Annotated in this window: 24 protein-coding genes; 19 read left to right on the top strand and 5 right to left on the bottom strand. The window is 34.6% G+C overall.

Annotated features, from left to right (window positions below; translation table 11 throughout):
- Window positions 1-18 precede the first annotated feature (18 nt).
- Both ACFE0M_RS15910 and ACFE0M_RS15905 read left to right on the top strand, forming a co-directional pair.
- A complete protein-coding gene (locus ACFE0M_RS15910) occupies window positions 19-912 on the top strand; it encodes a hypothetical protein (RefSeq protein ID WP_434546774.1) in 894 nt (297 codons plus the stop codon).
- 139 nt (window positions 913-1,051) lie between these two features.
- Window positions 1,052-2,635, top strand: coding sequence for a peptide chain release factor 3 (locus ACFE0M_RS15905; protein ID WP_434546773.1), 1,584 nt, complete (start codon window positions 1,052-1,054; stop codon window positions 2,633-2,635).
- Between the two features lie 107 nt (window positions 2,636-2,742).
- Here ACFE0M_RS15905 and ACFE0M_RS15900 read toward each other — a convergent pair whose 3' ends face one another.
- Window positions 2,743-3,300 (bottom strand): Uma2 family endonuclease, encoded by a 558-nt coding sequence (locus ACFE0M_RS15900; RefSeq protein ID WP_434546772.1) that lies wholly within the window; start codon window positions 3,298-3,300, stop codon window positions 2,743-2,745.
- A 226-nt stretch (window positions 3,301-3,526) separates the two neighbouring features.
- On the opposite strand from ACFE0M_RS15900, the gene ACFE0M_RS15895 reads away from it, so the two are divergent.
- The 5 genes from ACFE0M_RS15895 (at window position 3,527) to ACFE0M_RS15875 (ending at window position 7,518) form a co-directional block, all read left to right on the top strand.
- A complete protein-coding gene (locus tag ACFE0M_RS15895; RefSeq protein ID WP_434546771.1) occupies window positions 3,527-4,222 on the top strand; it encodes an RluA family pseudouridine synthase in 696 nt (231 codons plus the stop codon).
- Between the two features lie 86 nt (window positions 4,223-4,308).
- Window positions 4,309-4,773, top strand: coding sequence for a nuclear transport factor 2 family protein (locus tag ACFE0M_RS15890; RefSeq protein WP_434546770.1), 465 nt, complete (start codon window positions 4,309-4,311; stop codon window positions 4,771-4,773).
- Window positions 4,774-4,801: 28 nt separating this feature from the next.
- A complete protein-coding gene (locus tag ACFE0M_RS15885; protein WP_434546769.1) occupies window positions 4,802-5,332 on the top strand; it encodes a DUF4199 domain-containing protein in 531 nt (176 codons plus the stop codon).
- Between the two features lie 212 nt (window positions 5,333-5,544).
- Entirely contained in the window at window positions 5,545-7,035 is a 1,491-nt protein-coding gene (locus ACFE0M_RS15880; protein WP_434546768.1) for a transglycosylase SLT domain-containing protein, read from the top strand.
- A 27-nt stretch (window positions 7,036-7,062) separates the two neighbouring features.
- The gene (locus ACFE0M_RS15875) at window positions 7,063-7,518 is read left to right on the top strand and encodes a hypothetical protein (protein ID WP_434546767.1); all 456 of its coding nucleotides are present in this window, start codon (window positions 7,063-7,065) and stop codon (window positions 7,516-7,518) included.
- On the opposite strand, the gene ACFE0M_RS15870 is transcribed toward ACFE0M_RS15875, so the two are convergent.
- The 4 genes from ACFE0M_RS15870 to ACFE0M_RS15855 all read right to left on the bottom strand — a co-directional run bounded on the left by ACFE0M_RS15870 (window position 7,515) and on the right by ACFE0M_RS15855 (window position 10,288).
- Entirely contained in the window at window positions 7,515-8,114 is a 600-nt protein-coding gene (locus ACFE0M_RS15870; protein ID WP_434546766.1) for a trimeric intracellular cation channel family protein, read from the bottom strand. The two genes, ACFE0M_RS15875 and ACFE0M_RS15870, sit on opposite strands and share 4 nt — an antisense overlap.
- An 18-nt stretch (window positions 8,115-8,132) precedes the next feature.
- Window positions 8,133-8,585, bottom strand: coding sequence for a YciI family protein (locus ACFE0M_RS15865; RefSeq protein WP_434546765.1), 453 nt, complete (start codon window positions 8,583-8,585; stop codon window positions 8,133-8,135).
- Between the two features lie 21 nt (window positions 8,586-8,606).
- The gene (locus ACFE0M_RS15860) at window positions 8,607-9,371 is read right to left on the bottom strand and encodes an alpha/beta fold hydrolase (protein WP_434546764.1); all 765 of its coding nucleotides are present in this window, start codon (window positions 9,369-9,371) and stop codon (window positions 8,607-8,609) included.
- A gap of 185 nt (window positions 9,372-9,556) precedes the next feature.
- Window positions 9,557-10,288, bottom strand: coding sequence for a pyridoxine 5'-phosphate synthase (locus ACFE0M_RS15855; RefSeq protein ID WP_434546763.1), 732 nt, complete (start codon window positions 10,286-10,288; stop codon window positions 9,557-9,559).
- Between the two features lie 56 nt (window positions 10,289-10,344).
- Here ACFE0M_RS15855 and ACFE0M_RS15850 point away from each other — a divergent pair, with 56 nt between their 5' ends.
- The 12 genes from ACFE0M_RS15850 (at window position 10,345) to ACFE0M_RS15795 (ending at window position 20,926) form a co-directional block, all read left to right on the top strand.
- Window positions 10,345-10,797, top strand: a complete 453-nt coding sequence (locus ACFE0M_RS15850) for a GatB/YqeY domain-containing protein (RefSeq protein WP_434546762.1) — start codon at window positions 10,345-10,347, stop codon at window positions 10,795-10,797.
- The gene (locus tag ACFE0M_RS15845; protein WP_434546761.1) at window positions 10,794-11,327 is read left to right on the top strand and encodes a CvpA family protein; all 534 of its coding nucleotides are present in this window, start codon (window positions 10,794-10,796) and stop codon (window positions 11,325-11,327) included. The genes ACFE0M_RS15850 and ACFE0M_RS15845 overlap by 4 nt, the downstream gene beginning before the upstream one ends.
- The gene (locus tag ACFE0M_RS15840; protein WP_434546760.1) at window positions 11,324-11,923 is read left to right on the top strand and encodes an anthranilate synthase component II; all 600 of its coding nucleotides are present in this window, start codon (window positions 11,324-11,326) and stop codon (window positions 11,921-11,923) included. The genes ACFE0M_RS15845 and ACFE0M_RS15840 overlap by 4 nt, the downstream gene beginning before the upstream one ends.
- 126 nt (window positions 11,924-12,049) lie before the next feature.
- Window positions 12,050-12,817: an alpha/beta fold hydrolase gene (locus ACFE0M_RS15835; protein ID WP_434546759.1), complete on the top strand. Its 768-nt coding sequence runs from the start codon at window positions 12,050-12,052 to the stop codon at window positions 12,815-12,817.
- Window positions 12,818-12,837: 20 nt separating this feature from the next.
- Window positions 12,838-13,476 carry a cbs domain containing protein gene (locus tag ACFE0M_RS15830; RefSeq protein ID WP_434546758.1) on the top strand — a complete coding sequence of 213 codons (639 nt, stop codon included), beginning with the start codon at window positions 12,838-12,840 and terminating at the stop codon, window positions 13,474-13,476.
- A complete protein-coding gene (locus tag ACFE0M_RS15825) occupies window positions 13,469-14,356 on the top strand; it encodes an NAD kinase (protein WP_434546757.1) in 888 nt (295 codons plus the stop codon). The genes ACFE0M_RS15830 and ACFE0M_RS15825 overlap by 8 nt, the downstream gene beginning before the upstream one ends.
- A gap of 60 nt (window positions 14,357-14,416) precedes the next feature.
- Window positions 14,417-15,646 carry a DUF6089 family protein gene (locus tag ACFE0M_RS15820; RefSeq protein ID WP_434546756.1) on the top strand — a complete coding sequence of 410 codons (1,230 nt, stop codon included), beginning with the start codon at window positions 14,417-14,419 and terminating at the stop codon, window positions 15,644-15,646.
- Window positions 15,647-15,649: 3 nt separating this feature from the next.
- Window positions 15,650-16,360 carry a DUF6089 family protein gene (locus tag ACFE0M_RS15815; protein ID WP_434546755.1) on the top strand — a complete coding sequence of 237 codons (711 nt, stop codon included), beginning with the start codon at window positions 15,650-15,652 and terminating at the stop codon, window positions 16,358-16,360.
- A 79-nt stretch (window positions 16,361-16,439) separates the two neighbouring features.
- Window positions 16,440-17,168, top strand: a complete 729-nt coding sequence (locus ACFE0M_RS15810; protein WP_434546754.1) for an isoprenyl transferase — start codon at window positions 16,440-16,442, stop codon at window positions 17,166-17,168.
- Window positions 17,165-19,828 (top strand): BamA/OMP85 family outer membrane protein, encoded by a 2,664-nt coding sequence (locus ACFE0M_RS15805; RefSeq protein ID WP_434546753.1) that lies wholly within the window; start codon window positions 17,165-17,167, stop codon window positions 19,826-19,828. Before ACFE0M_RS15810 ends, ACFE0M_RS15805 begins: the two co-directional genes overlap by 4 nt.
- A gap of 114 nt (window positions 19,829-19,942) precedes the next feature.
- Complete coding sequence (locus ACFE0M_RS15800; RefSeq protein WP_434546752.1) at window positions 19,943-20,377, top strand: OmpH family outer membrane protein; 435 nt, start codon at window positions 19,943-19,945, stop codon at window positions 20,375-20,377.
- An 18-nt stretch (window positions 20,378-20,395) separates the two neighbouring features.
- Window positions 20,396-20,926 (top strand): OmpH family outer membrane protein, encoded by a 531-nt coding sequence (locus ACFE0M_RS15795; RefSeq protein ID WP_434546751.1) that lies wholly within the window; start codon window positions 20,396-20,398, stop codon window positions 20,924-20,926.
- The last annotated feature ends 39 nt before the right edge of the window (window positions 20,927-20,965 follow it).

Below are 20,965 nucleotides of genomic sequence, written 5' to 3'. Positions count from 1 at the left end.
TTTCTTTAATATAATATGATGAAAAAATATTTAGTAGTAATTGTAGTACTTTCTTTTTTTGCGTGTGTATCAACGCCTTATTCCATTTCGGATGATGGGGTTTTAGAAAAAGATAAAACGCCAGTAGGAAAAGTTGAAGGTGAAGTAGGCCTTATGGTTACGGATGAACTTTCATTTTTTAATGAAGGTGAAGAGATTTTACGTGTTAAAGAACAGTCATGGGAAAGTCCTTATCCAGACTTTAAGCGCCAGAGCTATTACAAATTAAATTTCCCAAAGCATAGTGAGGAAATCTATTTGAAAAATAGATATGGATACAATAATGAGAAGAAGCTTATCAAATATTTATTAAATGATAATGGGCTAAATTTTTATAAGGATGGCTTAAAAGATGAAGAGGTAAAAACAATAGTGTCTAAAAATTCTGCTGAAGATATACATAATGACACTACTAGGGCTAATGAGTATATTGAATTTTATCAAGACGTTTTAGCTAATAATCGTGTCGAATTTCCGGATCATTACAATCAGTTTTCTTTGGCCTCACCGCCATACGAACTGAAGGAATCTTTGCCTCCAAATACCACTCAGGTTATTTTTAGAAAAAGTGAAAAAGAAGGAGATTTTGATCCTATTTTAGTGGGTGCTATTGTTTATTTTAAGAAGGAAAGTAGTGTAAGTGTTGAAGAAAATATAACAATATATAGTAAACTCGATTCACCCCTAACTTTTAAGGGAGATCTCTACAAATTTGTAAAAGCTGCTTATCTTGATTTTGGTAATGCAAGGAAAGAAGAAATTTTTGCTTATCAGCCAGGTGAAATGATTGAAATGCAGTATAGTTTAGATTTTAAAAAATCTGATATTATTTATAATGCAGTAAAGGCATTAAAAACGAAATATTATCTATAAGTTTTACTATTTTATATATCAAAAGCACTGTTTTATTGAATTTAACAGTGCTTTTTTTATTTGATATAGGCAATCTTTTCTTTTCAATTCCTATTGCCAATCATTATTCGTAATTTTGCGCCTTCATTGAGAATTTGATATGAACAAGTTAGAACAAGAGATAAGCAAGCGAAGAACTTTTGGGATTATTGCCCACCCTGATGCTGGTAAAACCACTTTAACTGAGAAACTTTTACTTTTTGGGGGTGCTATCAATAAAGCTGGGGCTGTAAAATCCAATAAAATAGATACAGCTACCAAATCCGATTGGATGGAAATTGAAAAGCAGAGAGGAATTTCCGTGGCCACATCCGTAATGGGATTTGAATATAAAGACATCAAAATCAATTTATTGGATACTCCAGGTCACCAAGATTTTGCTGAAGATACCTATCGAACTTTAACTGCTGTGGATAGTGTGGTGATGGTAATTGACTGCGTGAAAGGGGTAGAGCAACAAACGGAAAAGTTGATGGAGGTTTGTCGCATGCGAAATACTCCTGTGATCTGCTTTATCAATAAATTAGATCGGGAAGGAAGAGATCCTTATGATTTGCTCGATGAAATAGAAGAAAAATTGGACATCCAGGTTCGTCCGCTCACTTGGCCGATTGGGATGGGCAAAACCTTCAAAGGGGTTTATAATTTGTTCAGCAAAAACTTATTGCTTTTCAAACCAAGCAAACAACAATTAACCGCTGAAGGCATAGAAATAAAGGATTTAAGTGATGAAAACTTGAATAAAAATGTGGGCGATACTTTGGCAGATCAGCTAAGGGAAGATGTTGAATTAATTGAAGGGGTTTATCCGGAATTAGATAAAGAAGAATATTTATCCGGAAAAGTAGCTCCTGTATTTTTTGGCTCTGCTATCAATAGTTTTGGGGTAAAAGAAATGTTGGATACTTTTATTAACATTTCTCCTCAACCAAAAGAAAGAGAAACAGATGAAAGATTAATAAAGCCTAATGAAGATAAATTCTCAGGCTTTGTCTTTAAGATTCATGCCAATATGGATCCTAAGCATAGAAACAGAATTGCTTTCGTCCGCATTTGTTCGGGCAAATTTCAAAGAGGTAGCAGTTATTTGAATGTGAGGCACGATAAAAAATTCCGTTTCTCCAATGCCACAGCCTTTATGGCGCAAGATAAAGAAACCGTTGATGAGGCTTTTCCGGGCGATATTGTCGGTTTATTCGATACAGGCAATCTCAAAATTGGAGATACACTTTCGGAAGGCGAAAAAGGCATTTACAAAGGAATTCCATCTTTCTCCCCTGAAATTTTCAAAGAGGTGATCAATAAAGATGCCATGAAAACCAAGCAATTGGAAAAAGGATTGACCCAGTTGATGGATGAAGGGGTTGCGCAATTATTTACTTTCGAAATGGGAGCTAGAAAAGTTGTAGGGGTTGTCGGCAACCTTCAATTTGAAGTAATTCAACACCGATTGAAAAATGAGTATGGCGCGTCTTGTGAATTTGCCCCTATGAATTTATATAAAGCTTGCTGGTTTAGTAGTACGGATAAAAAGAAATTGGATGAATTTATAAAATCCAAGCACCGTCATATTGCGAAAGATAAGGATGGTAAAATGGTTTTTATGGCCGAAACAAAGGCTTGGTTGCAAATGGTACAGGATAATTTCCCTGAAATAGAGTTCCATTTCCAGTCGGAATTTTAGGATAGGATCAAGATACTAGCGTCTAAAATCAAGACGGGGAGCTTTTCCAAAGTTTAGAACTTTTGAAAAGTTGAAAGTATCTAAGAAAAAGCTAGTAAGCTTTAGATTTAATTCTCAATTGCTTTAAAAACCTGTGCGATGTCAAATTTTAATTCTGAAATCACAGTTGAAGTGACGGTTCCTTCTTTTACCAGATAAAGATGCGGTTTGCGTTTGTCTTTTTGTTTGAGAGTATAAATCTCCAAAGTCTGATTGGCCAAATCCACTATCCAATATTCTTTTACACCATTTTCAAAGTAGATATCCTTTTTGATATTTCGGTCTAAATAGGCATTTGAAGGAGATAATACTTCCACTATTAAGTCGGGAACACCTTCTATACCTCTTTCTGAAATTTTACCTTTATTTTCTTCATTTATTAACAGTAAGTCAGGTTGAAAAACATTTTTTTCGTCTAGGAAGACATCAATAGGTGAAAAAAATATCTTGCTTTTCGTTTGTTTTTTGAGTAATGAATAAAGTTCTCCAATTATTAGTTGATGCTTTGGGTTGGGTGCAGGGGTCATATACAGTTCACTATTAACGAGTTGACATGATTCATCATCTATTTGAAGAAAATCTTCAAGAGATATAGTTTTACCTGTTTCTTTTGTCAATGTACTCATGTCTTTTTTATTTCATCTTTTTAAAGATACATTTTTATTAAATTTTTACAAAAGTTTCAACTTAGGGACAGTCTAGGTTATCTGAATTCCCACACTCAATGTCCGACCTTTGGTACTGACATGGCTTGCCGCAAAATCATCCATCATCCCTCTTCCAATACTTCTCCATCTAAAAACTTCAACACTTTTTAATGTATTATACCCAAATTTTCCGACTTTTGTTCCTATGAACTATCAAGAGTTTTTACAAATCGTTATGTATGAGGATAATCACCTTTTGGTGGTGAACAAGCCTTCAGGGATGTTGGTGCAAGGTGATCAAACGGGTGATACGCCAATTTCTGAACATGCTAAAGAATATATAGCCAAGAAATATAATAAACAAGGCAAAGTATTTTGTGGGACTCCTCACAGAATTGACAGGCCAGTAAGCGGTACATTGGCTTTAGCCAGAACTTCCAAAGCATTGGAAAGGGTTTCCAAACTGTTTCATGATGGAAAAGTAGATAAAACCTATTGGGCCATTACCGAAAAGAGACCGCCTAAAACAGAAGACACCATCACCCATTGGCTAAAAAAAGACCCCAATAAAAACCTGACTCACGCTCACATGAGCGATAAAAAAGGAGGGTTAAAATCGACTTTATCCTATAGATTAGTGCGTGCTCTAGGAGATAGAAATTTAATTGAAGTAAAACCCCATACTGGCCGTCCACATCAAATCAGAGTGCAGTTGGCGAGGATTGGATGTCCGATAATTGGAGATGTAAAATATGGTTTTCCTAAACCTACCAAAGATGGTTCTATAGCATTACATGCAAGAGCTATTAGCTTTGAACATCCAGTCAAAAAAGAACCATTCAATGTAGTAAGCCCAATTCCAAAGGCTTTTGTTTGGTCCTTTTTCGAAGATGTTATTTAGAAGCCTAACCATATGAAATAACCATTGATGTAATTACGATTGTATTCATGTTATAATTTTCTGATTTTTCGTTTAATTTGAATATTATGATGAGATTTTTATATTTATTTGTACTTATTTTTTCAGTTTCTTTCTCCTCTGTTGCGCAGAATCTACAGTTAGAGTCTGTTCAAATAGCTGATATCCTTCATGATGTTTTTGATGGTATGAGGGAATCTGACACTTCTAAAATGGCCCCATACATGCACCAAAACGTAAAAATGCAAAGCTTGAGCGTTGATGATAATGGTAATAAGGTTAGTCAGTTAAATGGTGCGATTGGATGGTTAAATGCGGTGGCTAAGAATCAAGGAGATATTTGGAATGAGCAAATTGAGAATTTGAAAATCCAATCAGACGGGGCAGTTGCCACAGCTTGGATGGATTATAAATTTTATTTGGGAAATAAATTAAGTCATTGTGGGGTGAATTCTTTTCAGTTAATTAAGGTGGATGAAAAGTGGAAAATTATTTATATAATTGATTCAAGAAAGAAAAATAATTGTAACTAAATTGAACTTATAACCAAAATTTATTAACATGGAAAGTACAGGCTCTAATTTAAACCTTAATCACGCAATAAGATGGGGAGGACTCAAAGGTTTAATTGCAGTGATCTTTAATTTAATATTATTTTTAATTAGCGTAGATTTATTGCAAAATGGATTTGTTGGTTTTTTATTATGGGCAATTAATGTTGCCATTATAATTTATGCTGGCTTCAATCATAGAAATGAAATTGGAGGAGGTTACATGTCATATGGTGTTGCTTTTAAACATGCTTTCATTGTAATGGCAATTTCTGGCTTAATTACTTCAACTTATTCTATTTTATTATATAACGTGATTGCTCCTGATTTAAGAGAGATTATGACAGAAGAGCAAATGGAAGGAGTTATGGCCAGTGATGGTATGAATGCAGAAATGTTGGATACATTAAATTTTATATTTACTAATATGTTCAAACCTATTGGAATAATAGTATTGTATTTCCTAGGACTAATAGGCTCTGCAATTGGAGCAGCGATTATTGCCTTAATTACCAGAAAGAAACACGAAGAAGAATTTTAATTCCCACAAAAGCATACTATAAAGCCATTCAATGCATCATTGAATGGCTTTTTTATTTTCTTAATATCAAGATAATTAAATTCTTTTACGTATTTTTAGTATTTTACATAGATATATGATTATCCAACAAAACATGCAGTCAGTCGAAAATCTTCAGGTAATTTACTTGCCGAGTTAATTATTGGCTATATTAACCATCTTAAACTAAAGATATGATGAAATTATTCAACAAGTCTTTTTATGTATTTATTATTTTATTGTGTAGCCTTATTGGTTCCTGTTCCATAAAAACTGATACACAATCTCAAAATATATCTTACGCAATAGAACCAGTTAATTTTGACTTTGACAAAATTCAAGAAAGAGGGTATATAATAGCAGTAGTCGATAATAGTGCTACTAGTTATTTTATTTATAAGGGCCAACCAATGGGCTACGAATATGAAATGCTCAACTGGCTAGCGGAAGATTTAGGGGTTGAGCTGAAAATTATTAAAGATAATAGCATTTCTTCTGCACTTGAAAAAGTAAATAGGGGAGAAGCAGATATTGTAGCTTTCAATTTAACTGTGACCAAGGATAGAAAACAATATATTGACTTTACTAACCCACTTTACTTCGCGCGACAGGTGTTGGTTCAAAGAAAACCAGAAAATTGGAGACAGATGAAGATTCATGAAATTGAAAATGAATTGATAAGAGACCCTATTCAATTAACAGGTAAAGAAGTTCACGTTAGAAAAAGCTCAGCATTTTCAGCTCGTTTAGCTAATCTTTCGGATGAAATAGGTGGAGATATTGTCATCATTGAAGATAGCAGTAGTTTGGAAGTAGAGACTTTAATTAAAATGGTTGCAGATGGCGAAATAGAATATACCGTTGCCGATGAAGATGTGGCCATGTTAAATGCTACTTATCATCCTATCCTAGATGTTAAGACACCCATTAGCTTCTCCCAACAAATTGCTTGGGCTTTAAGATCTAATGCGGATACTTTGGAAAATAAAATAAATAATTGGCTAGAAGAGAGACAAAAAGAAACTGATTATTATGTCATTTATAATAAATATTTCAAAAACCTTAAGCGTTCTGCTGATAGGTCATTTTCTGAATTCTCCTCTGTAAAGGGTGAAAAACTTTCTCCATTTGATAATGAAATAAAAGAAACCGCTCAAAGGATAGGCTGGGATTGGAAGTTGTTGGCTGCATTGATTTACCAAGAAAGCAAGTTTAATCCAAAAGTTGAATCTTGGGCAGGTGCAAAAGGCTTAATGCAGATGATGGAACCAACAGCACGTGAATTTGGTGCTACCAATTTATTTGACCCTAGTCAAAGCTTAAAAGCTGGCAGTAAATATATTAATTGGCTTCAAAGAAATTTCAAAAAACATGTAGAGGACAGTGTCGAAAGACAAAAATATGTGATAGCGGCCTATAATGTAGGGATAGGCCATATGCAAGATGCCATTAGGCTAACAAAAAAATATGGAGGTGATCCCACCAAATGGGAAGGAAATGTTGAGAAATATTTACTGCTAAAATCCCAAAAGAAATATTATACTGATGCGGTCGTCAAATACGGCTATTGCAGAGGTGAAGAGCCAGTAAATTATGTAAAAGAAATATTAGAAAGGTATCAGCAGTATGTTTTATTATTAAATTCACCGGAAGAAACTGAAAAATCAAGTGCACCGATTATTTAAAGCTACAAACTTTATTTTAAACTTATTATGTCAAAAATCGACCAACTTTTTAAAGAATATACGCAAGAGCGTTATATAAAATTGAACAGAGAACAATTTGTTTACATCGTTAACTTATTTCCAGCTCTTCGTGTGGTGATGAGTGATGGCATAATGGACCAAGAAGAATGGATTACCGTTAAAAGACTAGCTAAAATTTTAGGTGATGAATTTGCCTCTGAGGATTTAGGTGAAGAAAAAGAAGAAAATTTAATGCTGATATACAGGGCAGAATTTAGGCACCTACTTAAAAATTTGGATAAATGGCAATCTAAATTTTTAGCAGCGCTTAAGGATTATTTTAACGAGAATGATACTTCCAAAGAATTTGTAGTGGAAACGATGTATTTGTTTGCAAGTGCATCTGATGGTGTTTCTGCAGAAGAAAATGAAGTGATTGAATATTTGACTAAGCAATTAGGTTTGGAAGATATAGAACTTTAAATTTTAGGGAAATTGATATGGTATTTTACCGCTAGCAGGCGTGCTGACATTATAAAAGAAGCCGTCACTATAAAATTAATATCCCTTTCAAGCTGAAAATAGTTCAATAAGGTATAAAGCATTCCGCCCAATAGGCAAACACTGGCATAGATTTCTTTTCTAAAAATGACAGGTGTTTCATTTACTAAGGTATCGCGAATTACACCTCCAAATACAGCGGAAAACATTCCCATTATAGCGGCAATTTCCCATCTTACACCCATCGATAAAGCTTTTTCAACCCCAGCTACTGTAAAAAGAGCAATTCCCATTGAGTCAAAAAGGCTTAAGGTTTTACGGAGTTTTTGAAGAAATTTATTGAAAAAACTGGTGAGCAATACGCCAAATAAAATGGTATAAATGATGGTCATATCACCAACCCATGATAATGGATAGCTGCCTAACATTATATCTCTTAAAGTTCCGCCTCCTATTGCCGTTACAAAGCCTGTAAATCCAGCTCCAAACCAATCCTCAGATTTGTCTTTTACGGCCAGTGCACCTGATATAGCAAAAACCAATGTTCCTAAAAGCTCAAGTGCATATTGTATCTGCATAAATTATCTTTTAATGGACTATGGTCTGAGTTTTTCTATTTTAGAGTGGGTATCCAAATATACTGGAAGTGCGGCCGATCCATACCAATTGTATATGTCATAGGCTAGTAAGTCTGCTTTTATAGCAGGATCAGTTTGCAAAAGTTCTGCTACCTTAGCTTTGTCTTGCTCATCAAAAATAAAAATGCCTCTATATTGATTATCATTTTTACCTAAAGGGCCTGCTACAATTATTTTTCCCGCTTCCGCTAATCTGCCAATGTTATCCAAATGTCCTCTAAACAAACTGTCAACTTTAGCTTTGTCTTCTACATTTCCACCACCTGTTTTAAGCATAACTAAAGTATATGATTTCATTCCATAATCATCTGCTCCCAAAGAGTCGGCTAATGACTTATTATAGCTAGGATTTTGAGCGAATCCTAGAAATGGAATTACCGCCATTAGTAAAAAAATGATAATATTCTTCATGACCTTATATTTATGAGCTCTTTATCTTAAAAAATCTTCAATCAAAGTTAAAAATTCTTCTGGTTTTTCAGCATGAATCCAGTGACCGGCTCCTTCCACCATTTCTATTTTGGCATTGGGGAAGAAATTATTGATGGCAATATGATCTTCAGATTTTATATAATTTGAATTTTTTCCGCCAATAAATAATGTATCTTTTTCGGTAGTCAATCTTTTTTCTAAGCCTTTGCCAACTACCTCAATATTCTTTTCTAAAATAGGCAGATTGATCTTCCATTCGAATTCTTTGTTTTCATTTCTGGTCAGATTTTTCAATAAAAACTGTCTGACACCTTTTTCTGGAACATATTCTGCTAATTGTTTATCAGCATCACCTCTTGATTTTAACTCTTCAAGCTTTAAACTGCAAAGTCCTTCTAAAATTGAATCATGATGAACGGGGTAGGCTTTAGGAGCAATATCAACCACTACTAATTTATTAAATAGATCTGGATGCTGAACAGCAAAATACATGGCAGTTTTGCCGCCCATTGAGTGCCCTATTATATGTGGGTTTTCAATATTATTTGAATCAATAAATTCCTTTAAATCAGAAGCCATTGCTTCATAATTGTGGACTTCATCATGAGGTGAATCACCATGGTTTCTTTGATCTACCAAATAAACATGGAATTTCTCTGATAATTTTCTGCCAATAGTCATCCAATTGTCAGATGAACCAAATAATCCATGTAAAATAACAAGCGGCTGTCCGCCATCACCTAATTCTTTATAATTTAATTTCATATTTTAAGATTTTTAGAATCTAGATACTAGAACCTAGACAAATTTAATTTTTACTCAATTGACCAATTCCGATTTCCCCGCTAGCTTACGGGTTAGGGGGCTTTCCGGTCTGAACTTCGTCACTGACTCAGGCAAAGAATTTTCTTCACCCATCATCCTTCACCCAACTTCCTACTTCAAGCTCCCTACTTCTTACTTCCTTCTTCTCTGAGTTCTCGAAGGTATAGCTGAATAGTATTTTCCAATCCATAATAAAGGGCATCACAAATTAAGGCATGGCCAATACTCACCTCATCCATAAAAGGGATGCTTTCTTTCAGGAATTTCAGGTTTTCTAAACTTAAATCATGACCTGCATTTATTCCTAACCCCACTTTTTGGGCGATATCAGCAGCCTTAACAAAAGGATCTACAGCTTTTTCTCTATCCTTAGCGTAATTTGCTGCATAAGGTTCTGTATAAAGTTCAATCCTATCGGTTCCAATTCTAGCCGCATATTCAATCAGTTTTGGCTCTGTTCCAATAAAAATAGAAGTTCTAACGCCCATACTTTTCAATTGAGCAATTACATCTTTTAAAAAGTCATGATGTTTGATGGTGTCCCAACCCGCATTTGAAGTTAAAACACCAGGAGGATCAGGTACTAAAGTAGCCTGAGCAGGTTTATTTTCTTCAATCAATTCTAAAAATCGCTCATCAGGATAGCCTTCAATGTTGAATTCAGTAGTCACAATTGGAGCTAAATCATAGACATCTTTTTTAGTGATATGTCGTTCATCCGGTCGGGGGTGAATAGTAATTCCTTGTGCGCCAAAACGTTCGCAATCTTTGGCAACATTGACTACATTAGGGTTTTCACCGCCTCTTGCATTACGCAAAGTGGCAATCTTATTGATATTGACGCTTAAGCTTGTCATAATTTTGTTTTTATATGATAACTTTGTCGGCAAGATAATGATTTTAAAAATTTACTATGAGCTTAAAACAACAAATTGATACGGATATTAAAAATGCAATGAAAGCTAAGAATAAAGAAGAGCTTCAAGCATTGCGTTCCATTAAGTCTATGATTTTATTGGCAGAATCTGAAAAGGGCGCTGAAGAGAACCTTTCACAAGATGCCGAAATGAAATTATTAATGAAAGCTGCCAAGCAGAGGAAGGAATCGGCAGAAACTTATAAATCAAATGGTAGGGATGAATTGGCCAATGCAGAATTACTGGAATTGGAGATAATAGAAAGATATTTACCCAAACAAATGTCTGAAGAAGAATTGTCTGAAAAACTGAAGGAGATAATTCAAAAGGTAGGTGCTTCCGGCCCACAAGATATGGGTAAAGTAATGGGGGTTGCTACCAAGGAATTGGCTGGAAAGGCGGATGGAAAAATGATTTCTCAATTAGTAAAACAAATTTTGACTTCTTGAAGACCCTTGATATCATTTTATTGATACCATTGTTTTTTGGTGCCTATTTGGGGTTTAAAAAAGGCTTGCTTTTGGAAATAGTTTCTTTAGTAGCTTTAGTTTTAGCTATTGTAGGTGCCTTTAAACTAATGGATTTCGGAATGGACTTGTTGCAACCCTATTTTGAAAATTGGGAACAAGCCCTGCCCATTATATCTTTTGTGTTATTGTTTATAGCCATTTTATTAATTGTGAATTTGGTAGGGAAGATTGTCAAAAAAATTTTGGATATGACCCTGTTGGGCGGGCTAGATAATTTTGCAGGTGCGGTAATAGGTCTTTTAAAGTGGGCTTTTGGCGTTAGTTTGGTCCTATGGTTAGGCGAATCCATCAATATTAGTATTTCAGCTGAAATGGCGGAAGGGACTTATATATATCCTATAGTTGCTTCTATTGCGCCCTTTATGGTGGATTTAATTGCAACATACATGCCTTTTATTCAGGATGTTTTCGATCAATTAAAATCACAATTTCTAAATGACACAATATGATATTGATTCTAGATAATTTTGATTCCTTTACCTTTAACTTGGTGGATTATTTCAATCAATTGGGAAAGGAATGCGAGATTATTAGAAATGATATCCCGCCTCAAAATATTGATTTATATAAATATGAGGCATTGGTTTTATCCCCTGGACCTGGGAAACCAAAAGAAGCCGGTTATTTAATGGAGTATATCCGCCTTTTTGAAAGTGAAATGCCAATTTTAGGGATTTGTCTAGGGCATCAGGCAATAGCTAGTTACTTCGGAGCTGAAGTAATAAAAGGGATAATGCCCATACACGGTAAAATTTCCAAAATTCATTTAGTGGAAAATGATGAGATATTTGTAGGAATGCCTAATCTTTTTGATGTGGTGAGATACCATTCATTAGTAGTCAAGAATATTGAACAGAATATGCTTATCCCCCTGGCGAATACTTCAGAAAATGAGAATATGATTTTCAGGCATAAATATTTACCGATTTATGGAATTCAATATCATCCTGAGGCAGCACTTACGCAGTTTGGTTTGAAAATTTTAAAGAACTGGACTGGGTTATTAAGGAAAAATAAGGAAGCTATTTTGAATAAATTACCGTAGTTTAAAGGAAATTGATATATTTAACCATAATATTTTTTTATTCGTTACATTGAAAATAAGTTTAATCTTTAAATTTTTAATGTCGGATTCCGGCTTTTTAGAATTTAAAGTGAATTAAGATAAAATATGAAAATACATAAAAAAGGAGAATATAGTTATATAGATGAAGGGTCTGGGGAACCATTGGTTCTTTTACATGGATTATTTGGTGCATTGAGTAATTGGGAAGGTGTTGTTAATAAATTTTCACAAGATTATAGAGTATTAATCCCTTTATTGCCCATTTATGAAATGCCCATTAAACAAGCTGGATTGGGAGCATTAACCGATTTCGTAGAAGGTTTTGTTGAGCAACAGAGCTTGGATCAAATGACCCTAATTGGTAATTCTCTGGGAGGTCATGTTGCACTAATTTATACACTCCGACATCCCGATCAAATTAAAAGATTGGTTTTAACCGGAAGTTCCGGTCTTTTTGAAAACACAATGGGGGGCTCTTTTCCAAAAAGAGGAAGTTACGATTATATTCAAGAAAGAGTGGCTTATACATTTTATGATCCAAAAACTGCCACAAAAGAATTGGTGGATGAGGTTTTTGAAACCACTAAAAGCATCCCAAAATGTATGAGAATTGTAGCGATTGCCAAATCAGCACAAAGGCATAATATGCGAGAGGATATCAAGAAAATAACAGCACCGACTTTATTGGTCTGGGGATTGAACGATACCATTACTCCGCCAATGGTAGCACATGAATTTGATAAATTAATACCCAATACGACTTTAAAATTTATAGATAAGTGTTGTCATGCCCCAATGATGGAACACCCAGAAATTTTTAACAATTATTTGGATGAATGGTTAAAAAATACTGAAATTGAAGCAACAGTATGACGATAGATTTGATAAACGATATGATCCCACCTCTCAAGGTGACTGATGATGCTACCAAAGCCTTAATTTGGATGGAAGAACTAAGGCTTCATGCGTTACCTGTGATAAAGGATAAAACTTTTCTTGGATTTTTAACTGAGGAAATGATTATAGATCATAATGAAGCAGGAGCAGTTGCAGGTGATTTCACTTTAGGGGGAGAGAATTGCTTTGTTTATGATTACAACCATACATTTGAGGCAGTAAAAAAGGCTACTGATTTTGATTTTGAATGTGTGGCAATACTGAATGAAAATAATGAATACCTAGGTGTAGTGGTTTTATCGGATGCTTTGTCGATTTTTTCTCAGTCAGCATCTATTCAAAGTGAAGGGGGAGTGATAGTGCTTTCCATGAATCAATCTGATTATTCAATGGGTGAAATCAGCAGGATTATCGAATCAAATGAAGCACAAATAATGGGGTCAAGCTTAAATATTGACAAAAATGAACCCACAAAATATAGGCTGACATTAAAAATTAATAAAATTGATTTAACGCATATTATAGCTACTTTGGAGCGATTTGGCTATAAAGTGGTCGCCAAATATCAAGAAGTAAAATCAATATCTAATGAAAAAGAGAGGTTAGATTTGTTAATGCGATATTTAGATGCCTGATTCAGTTAAGATTGCAATTCATGGAAAGGTATTTAATGAGGAGGTAAAACCATACATCAAAAAAGTGGTGGATTTCTTAAGCTCCTCCAATGTAGAGCTAATAGTTTCTCAATTGTTTGCTGATAAATTTAAGAAAGCATTTCCTGAGTATTCTAATTTTAGGATCTTTAAGAAATTATTTGAATCTGATAATGTGGATTACCTCATTAGTTTGGGAGGGGATGGCACATTATTGGAAGCGGTAAGTTATGTTGGCCCAATTGAAACTCCCATTTTGGGAATAAATACGGGAAGATTGGGTTTTTTGGCAACAACACCTAAAAATAAAATTGAAAAAGCCCTTTCTGATTTATTAAATAAAAATTATAAGATTGATAGCAGGGCATTGATACAATTGGAAACTGATTCTAAGGTTTTCGGCAATATACCTTTTGCATTAAATGAATTTGCTATTTTAAAAACAGACTCCTCCTCCATGATCACTGTCCATACCTATGTTGACGGTGAATACCTGAATTCCTATTGGGCAGATGGATTAATTGTGGCTACACCAACCGGATCTACTGGCTATTCCCTGAGTTGTGGAGGGCCAATTATTTTACCTCATTCCAATAATTTTGTGATTACCCCCGTTAGTGCTCACAACTTGAATGTCAGGCCTTTAATTGTGTCAGATCAAAGTGTGATTTCATTTAAAATTGAAGGACGTAGCAACAAATTTCTTGTATCCCTCGATTCAAAATCCCATTCTGTCGATTCTTCAATCAAAATGTCAGTCAGAAAAGGAGATTTTAAAGCTAAATTGATTACGTTTGACCAAATGAATTATTTTGATACTCTGAGGCAAAAGTTAAATTGGGGATTAGATTTAAGAAATTGATTACCACTATTTTAAATTATTTGTCTTATTTTTGCTCTTTAAGTACAGAACCGAATAAATATGAAAAGATTATTATTGGTATTTTCTATCATCATGTCTGCGGCCATTATTTTGCCGGAAAGTGTTGATGCCCAAATTTTTGGGGGAAAAAATAAAAGAAGAAAAAGTAGTAGGAAAATAGGTTCGTTTTCAGGTTCTAAAAGGCTTTTCAATCCGGAAATTTCATATTACTCTATTGGTGGTGGTATTAATGCCTTAAATTATTTTGGTGATATTGCCCCAAGGCCTACCACATTAAGCACGGATATATCATTCACTAGACCGGGCATCAATTTATTTGTAAAACAAAAATTCGGGGATAGATATAGTTGGAGAGCAAATTTCATGTGGGGTAGATTACAGGCATCAGATACTGAAACCATTGGTGTTGATAATTTTACTACGGAAAATGCGAATAGATATTTAAGAAATTTAGGTTTCAGAAATGATATTTTTGAATTATCGGCCTCTGCTCAAATTGATTTATTCAAACATGGTGGTAGGTTCTCTTCAAGACCCCCGTTAAATATTTATGCATTTTTTGGTGCAGGTATTATTTATCATAATCCTAAAGGACTTGTTCCTGATTATATGACAACTGATGCTTTTCTTGCACCAAACCCAGAGGATTTCACAGGAGGTCAAACACCTCGGTATTTTCCTCTAGAGCAAGCCGGACAATGGGTAAGTTTACGTGATTTAGGAACTGAAGGACAGTTTTTAGATGCTGAAACAAGAAGCCAATATCAAGATTTATACGGAAAAGAGCTTCCGACTCCCTATAGTAGGTTGCAAATCGTAATTCCAGTAGGAATAGGAGCAAGATACAAATTGACGAATAATTTAGATCTATCCTTAGAAATTGGTTATCGCCATACTTTTACGGACTATTTAGACGATGTAAGTGGAGAGTACATTGATTTATCTGCGTTTGGAGATCCTAATGATCCAAATGTTGCTTTAGCAATGGCTATGTCGGACATGTCTAATCAGTTTGATGCCACCACTTTTAATGAAAATATTTTACCAGTTCTTTATACTCAAAGAATAAACACTTATAACACTGCATTAAACCCCGATTTTACTTGGAGAAGAGCGGCAGGTTACGGAAAAGCCGGTGGTATTGGGAATGATGATCTCCGAAGAAATAACAGAGGAAATCAAAATGATAATGACATTTATATTTCCACAAATATATCTATCACATACATTTTAGGCGGTGGGCTCGTTAGAGGAGCAAAGTTTAGATAATTTATGTTAAAGCCTTCTTTTAAAAAAGCAAAATCCTGCTGTAGCATTTTAGTCATTATTTGTTTAATGGCAAATGAAGCAATGACACAGTCCAAAGAATTTGGAGGTGGACTTGCTAGCTTTAATTATACCGGAGATCTGATTAGAACTTATTCTGTCCAAAATCAAAGCATAGGCGTGAATTTGTATTATGTAAGGAATTTTCAAGATGGCTGGGCTGGCAAGTTAAATTTTGCAGCAGGAAGGATCAAAGGTAGTGATCAAAACCCTATAGATCCACAAGCGGAAATTCGTAATGCCTCATTCCAAGATTTTATCACTGAAATTTCAGGTCAAGCTACTTATGAATTTCTTGATTTCAGAAATAACAGGGCATTAGTAAAATTTACACCATACCTAACGGCTGGAGCCGGTTTTTTTCTCATAAATAGAGTAGAAAAAAACTCGGATTATAGCGATATTCAATTAATGATTCCTTTTGGTGGTGGTGTCAAATACAGTTTAGGCCCATTATGGACTTTGAATTTCGAATTTTCAGCCAGAAAATTATTCTACGATTATTTGGACAATATATCTGAGCAGGTAGTAACTGATAAAAGAAATTCTGATTTTCAATTTGGGGATTGGAATGATAATGATTGGTACTATTTTACAGGCCTTTCTATTAGTTATACTTTCTGGGCTGTTGATTGCCCGGTGCCTTTACAAAAATAAAAAGTAGAAATACCTCACAAGTTTATTAATAACAATGATTTTTGTACCTTGCGCCATTATTTCGAGCAGTTAATTGCAGATGGAAAAAAATTTGGATAAAAACAATTTACCAAAACATGTAGCCGTTATAATGGACGGCAATGGGAGATGGGCTAAAAAGCAAGGAGCGGCCAGGGTTTTTGGACATAAAAATGCCATAAAGTCTGTGCGTGATACAGTTGAGGGTTGTGCTGAATTAGGGATTTCTCATTTAAGTCTATATGCCTTTTCAACCGAAAATTGGGGTAGGCCCAAAATGGAAGTTGATGCTTTAATGCAATTGTTGGTATCTACCATCAAGTCGGAGATGAAAACGCTGATGGAAAATGATGTTAGATTAACTTCCATAGGTGATATAGAAAAACTGCCGGGTAAGTGCTACAAAGAATTGCAAACTGCAAAACAAGAAACAGCTCACAATAAAGGGCTAAACTTAATTTTAGCATTGAATTACAGCGGAAAATGGGATATTACGCAAGCCTGTAAAAAGGCAATTGCAGATTGTGAACAGGGAGATTTAAAAAATGAGGATTTGACAGATTCAAAATTTGAGAATTATTTGTCCACAGCGGGTATCCCTGATCCCGAATTATTAATTAGAACGAGTGGAGAGTTTAGAATAAGTAATTTTATGCTTTGGCAATTGGCCTACTCAGAAATATACATTACGGAAGTTCTTTGGCCTGATTTTAGGAAAGAACATTTGCACGAAGCATTATTAAATTACCAATCTCGAGAGAGAAGATTTGGAAAAGTATTAAGTGAATGAAACGACAATTACTATTAATAATTGGTATTCTTATAAGCGCAAGCACATTATTAGCGCAAGTTAACCCAGCAATGGATTACAGCAAACCACGTAAATATGAGGTGGTGGAGGTAGTAGCCACCGGCCTGGAATATTTGGATGAGGGTGCTGTTATTGCCATAACCGGAATTTCAAAGGGGGATCGAATTGATATTCCGGGTGACGATATCTCTTTTGCCATCAAAAAAATGTGGAGGCAAGGACTTTTTGCTGATATCACTGTGCGATATGAAGTGGTTGATGAAGGAAAAATAAAATTAATCCTCGATTTGAAGGAACTTCCTCGTTTGACTAGATTCTCATTCGAAGGCATAAAGAAATCAAAGGTTACTGAAGTCTCTGATGAATTGAGCTTGGTCAAAGGAAGGATTTTAACAGATGCTTCTGTTAAAAATGCCGAACTCAATATTGTTAAGTATTTCAAAGGGAAGGGTTATTTGAATGTTGAAGTGAGTTCTACGCAAAAACCAGATAATTTGGTTGGAAATGGTGTTGAATTGATCTTTAATATTGATAAGAAGAATAAGGTAAAAGTTAAAGACATATATTTTGTTGGAAACGAGGCTTTTGGAGATAGAAGATTGAAAGGACGCCTCAAAAATACTAATGAGAAATTGCGTTTTACTTTATTTGAAGATATCGTAAGTAGGGCATTGCATTCTAAACCAAAACATTGGTTTAGATTTTTAACTCAGCAAGATTCCGTTGGCTTAAGCAGAGCATTGGATTATTTTGGAGAACATGTAAATGTGAATTTCTTCAAATCATCTAAACTTGTAAAGGCGGATTATGAAGAGGATAAAAATACATTAATTGATTTTTATAACAGCAAGGGATACAGAGATGCAGAAATTACCTATGATAGCATTTTCAAAGATGGAAAAAATATTGCCATAGAGATAGGTGTTGATGAAGGTCAAAAATACTATTTCAGGGATATTAATTGGACAGGTAATTTTAAATACAGCGATAAGGTTCTGAGCGCTGTTCTAAATATCAATAAAGGGGATATTTATAACCTTGAGAAAATCAATAGAAAATTGAATTATGACCCGACCGGAAATGATATCAGTTCTATTTATATGGATAATGGATATTTGTTCTTTAATGTAACCCCAGTAGAGGTAAATGTCGAACAAGACTCCATTGATTTGGAATTAAGAGTTTATGAAGGAGCCCAGGCTACCATCAATAAAGTAACCATCAATGGAAATACAAGGACTAATGATCATGTTGTTTTAAGAGAGCTTAGAACAATTCCTGGTGAGAAATTCAGTAGAGAAAAGTTAATTAGAACCCAAAGAGAATTGTCACAATTGGGATACTTCAATCCGGAAACTGTAAATCCTACTCCGGTGCCTAATCCAAATGACGGTACTGTTGATATCAATTGGGATTTGGAAGAAGTATCAAATGACCAAATCCAGCTATCTGGTGGCTGGGGTGGTTTTATAGGCTTTGTAGGCAGTTTAGGGGTTACTTTTAATAATTTCTCTCTTAGTAATTTCTTGGATTTTGGAAATTGGGATCCGCTTCCAGTTGGAGATGGACAGGTTTTATCACTTCAATTTCAAGCAAACGGCAGACAATATCAAAGTTATAATTTCTCCTTCACTGAGCCTTGGTTAGGGGGTAAAAAACCAAATGCATTAACAATTGGAGGTAGTTATTCATATCAAGGAGATTTTGTTAATTTCCGTGACCCTAGGTCTGGAATCTCTGGTTCATTTCGGATTTTTAGAGGCTTTGCAAGTTTATCAAGAAGATTGAAGTGGCCTGATAACTATTTCACCTTAGCGAATTCATTGGAATACTCAAGATATACGTTGAATAATTCAAGAAGATTAGGATTTCAGCTAGGTTGTACCACTTGCGAGGCCAATAATATAAGCTTAAAAACGACTATTGCTAGAAATAGTGTAGATAATCCAATTTACCCTAGAAAAGGTTCTAATGTGAGTTTGGCAGTATCACTTACTCCTCCTTATAGTTTGTTGAACAACAAAAATTATGACGAGCTTACATTTGAAGAGAGCATTAATTTCTTGGAGTTTAATAAATGGATGTTTGATGCTTCCTTCTTTAATCAAATTGTGGGAGACTTGGTTGTTAATACTAGAGCAAACTTTGGTATTATATCCAGTTATGGAGATAAAGTAGGCGTAGGGCCATTTGAAAGGTTTATTCTGGGTGGTTCTGGCTTAGCCGGTCAAGGATTTATTTTAGGAAGTGATATCATAGCCCTTAGAGGTTATGAGGATAATTCACTAAGGCCTACTGAGTTTGTCAGAAGTTTTGAAAATGGAACGGTCAATAACCGACAAATTAGTGGTGGAACTATCTACAACAAATTTGTGATGGAGTTAAGATATCCTATTTCCCTTAATCCCTCTGCTACAATCTTTGTGTTAGGTTTTGGTGAAGCAGGAAATACTTGGACCGATTTCAGTCAATACAATCCTTATGATCTAAAACGTTCTGCCGGTGTAGGGGCGAGAATTTTCATGCCAGCTTTTGGTACCATTGGTATCGATTGGGGCTATGGATTTGACAATGCGCCAGGCACAAATAGACCAAGCGGAGGACAAATACACTTTACAATTGGTAATCAACAAAGATAAATTGGTATGAGATTTGTTAAAGTCCTAATAACAATTGTAATTTTAAGCCTAGCTTCGCAAATGGCGAGCGCTCAGAAATTTGGCTACGTGGACTCTAAATTTATTTTGAGCAAGATGCCAGAGTACAATGAAGCAAAGCAAGAAATTGACGCACTTACTTCCGCATGGCAAAATGAAATTAAACAGATGCGTAAAGAGATAGAATCTCGTTATGCGGAATTAAAGGCTGAGGAGGTTTTACTAACCAAAGAATTAAAAGAAGAACGATTGGCTGATATTGAGGAGAAAGAGAAGGAAGTTGAAGAGTATCAAAATAAAGTATTCGGTTTTAATGGCTTACTTTTTTTAAAGAAAAAGGAATTAATTAAACCAGTTCAGGATAAAGTATTTGAGGCAGTAGAAATTGTGGCCAAAAAAGAAAGATTGCAAATAGTATTTGATAAAGGAGGTGAGCTTATCATGATTTACACAGATCCTGTCCATGATTATACGGATTTGGTTCTAGAAGAATTAGGATTAATAGACGAAAACGATTTAAATAAGAATTAATAAAGTAAAAATAGACAGATGAAAAAGGGATTAATATTAATTTTAGCTTTGGGCTTATTTTATACAGCAAGCGCCCAAGAGACCAAAATAGGATTTACGAATGCTGATTATGTTTTGAGCTTAATGCCAGAATCTAAAGAGGTACAATCTCAAGTAGAAGCATATGAAAAGCAATTTTCAAATTCTATTCAGCAAAAGTATCAAGATTTTCAGCAACAAGTTGCAGAGTATCAACAAAATGCTCCTACGATGACTGAGCAAGTTAGAGCTGAAAAGGAACAAGAATTACAAGGATTACAACAATCCTTACAAAAATTTCAACAAGATGCTGAGCAATCTATTGCTAGAAAACAACAAGAATTATATCAGCCTTTATATGAAAAAATTCAAAATGCTATTGATAAAGTAGCTGAGGAAAATGGATACACCCACATATTGAGAGCTGAGGCATTATTATATATTGCCGATGATGAAGCAGGTGATATCTCTAAATTGGTGTTAAATAAATTGGGTGTTGAAGCTCCAGATGCTTCTGCAACTGATAATTAATCAAAAATACTATTTCAATTTCATTTGAAATATAATGAT

Origin of the sequence: Marivirga sp. (assembly GCF_051117495.1) — a bacterium.
Classification (GTDB): Bacteria; Bacteroidota; Bacteroidia; order Cytophagales; family Cyclobacteriaceae; genus Marivirga.
This window is presented reverse-complemented; position numbering and strand designations above follow the sequence as displayed.

What these genes read in the sequence shown, in the direction of transcription:
- ACFE0M_RS15805 (WP_434546753.1), top strand. Translation starts at nt 17,165, where the DNA reads ATGAAACGACAATTACTATTAATAATTGGTATTCTTATAAGCGCAAGC.
- ACFE0M_RS15815 (WP_434546755.1), top strand. Translation starts at nt 15,650, where the DNA reads ATGTTAAAGCCTTCTTTTAAAAAAGCAAAATCCTGCTGTAGCATTTTA.
- ACFE0M_RS15820 (WP_434546756.1), top strand. Translation starts at nt 14,417, where the DNA reads ATGAAAAGATTATTATTGGTATTTTCTATCATCATGTCTGCGGCCATT.
- ACFE0M_RS15795 (WP_434546751.1), top strand. Translation starts at nt 20,396, where the DNA reads ATGAAAAAGGGATTAATATTAATTTTAGCTTTGGGCTTATTTTATACA.
- ACFE0M_RS15895 (WP_434546771.1), top strand. Translation starts at nt 3,527, where the DNA reads ATGAACTATCAAGAGTTTTTACAAATCGTTATGTATGAGGATAATCAC.
- ACFE0M_RS15880 (WP_434546768.1), top strand. Translation starts at nt 5,545, where the DNA reads ATGATGAAATTATTCAACAAGTCTTTTTATGTATTTATTATTTTATTG.
- ACFE0M_RS15850 (WP_434546762.1), top strand. Translation starts at nt 10,345, where the DNA reads ATGAGCTTAAAACAACAAATTGATACGGATATTAAAAATGCAATGAAA.
- ACFE0M_RS15835 (WP_434546759.1), top strand. Translation starts at nt 12,050, where the DNA reads ATGAAAATACATAAAAAAGGAGAATATAGTTATATAGATGAAGGGTCT.
- ACFE0M_RS15800 (WP_434546752.1), top strand. Translation starts at nt 19,943, where the DNA reads ATGCCAGAGTACAATGAAGCAAAGCAAGAAATTGACGCACTTACTTCC.
- ACFE0M_RS15900 (WP_434546772.1), bottom strand. Translation starts at nt 3,300, where the DNA reads ATGAGTACATTGACAAAAGAAACAGGTAAAACTATATCTCTTGAAGAT.
- ACFE0M_RS15810 (WP_434546754.1), top strand. Translation starts at nt 16,440, where the DNA reads ATGGAAAAAAATTTGGATAAAAACAATTTACCAAAACATGTAGCCGTT.
- ACFE0M_RS15905 (WP_434546773.1), top strand. Translation starts at nt 1,052, where the DNA reads ATGAACAAGTTAGAACAAGAGATAAGCAAGCGAAGAACTTTTGGGATT.
- ACFE0M_RS15875 (WP_434546767.1), top strand. Translation starts at nt 7,063, where the DNA reads ATGTCAAAAATCGACCAACTTTTTAAAGAATATACGCAAGAGCGTTAT.
- ACFE0M_RS15840 (WP_434546760.1), top strand. Translation starts at nt 11,324, where the DNA reads ATGATATTGATTCTAGATAATTTTGATTCCTTTACCTTTAACTTGGTG.
- ACFE0M_RS15870 (WP_434546766.1), bottom strand. Translation starts at nt 8,114, where the DNA reads ATGCAGATACAATATGCACTTGAGCTTTTAGGAACATTGGTTTTTGCT.
- ACFE0M_RS15825 (WP_434546757.1), top strand. Translation starts at nt 13,469, where the DNA reads ATGCCTGATTCAGTTAAGATTGCAATTCATGGAAAGGTATTTAATGAG.
- ACFE0M_RS15855 (WP_434546763.1), bottom strand. Translation starts at nt 10,288, where the DNA reads ATGACAAGCTTAAGCGTCAATATCAATAAGATTGCCACTTTGCGTAAT.
- ACFE0M_RS15860 (WP_434546764.1), bottom strand. Translation starts at nt 9,371, where the DNA reads ATGAAATTAAATTATAAAGAATTAGGTGATGGCGGACAGCCGCTTGTT.
- ACFE0M_RS15830 (WP_434546758.1), top strand. Translation starts at nt 12,838, where the DNA reads ATGATCCCACCTCTCAAGGTGACTGATGATGCTACCAAAGCCTTAATT.
- ACFE0M_RS15865 (WP_434546765.1), bottom strand. Translation starts at nt 8,585, where the DNA reads ATGAAGAATATTATCATTTTTTTACTAATGGCGGTAATTCCATTTCTA.
- ACFE0M_RS15885 (WP_434546769.1), top strand. Translation starts at nt 4,802, where the DNA reads ATGGAAAGTACAGGCTCTAATTTAAACCTTAATCACGCAATAAGATGG.
- ACFE0M_RS15910 (WP_434546774.1), top strand. Translation starts at nt 19, where the DNA reads ATGAAAAAATATTTAGTAGTAATTGTAGTACTTTCTTTTTTTGCGTGT.
- ACFE0M_RS15890 (WP_434546770.1), top strand. Translation starts at nt 4,309, where the DNA reads ATGATGAGATTTTTATATTTATTTGTACTTATTTTTTCAGTTTCTTTC.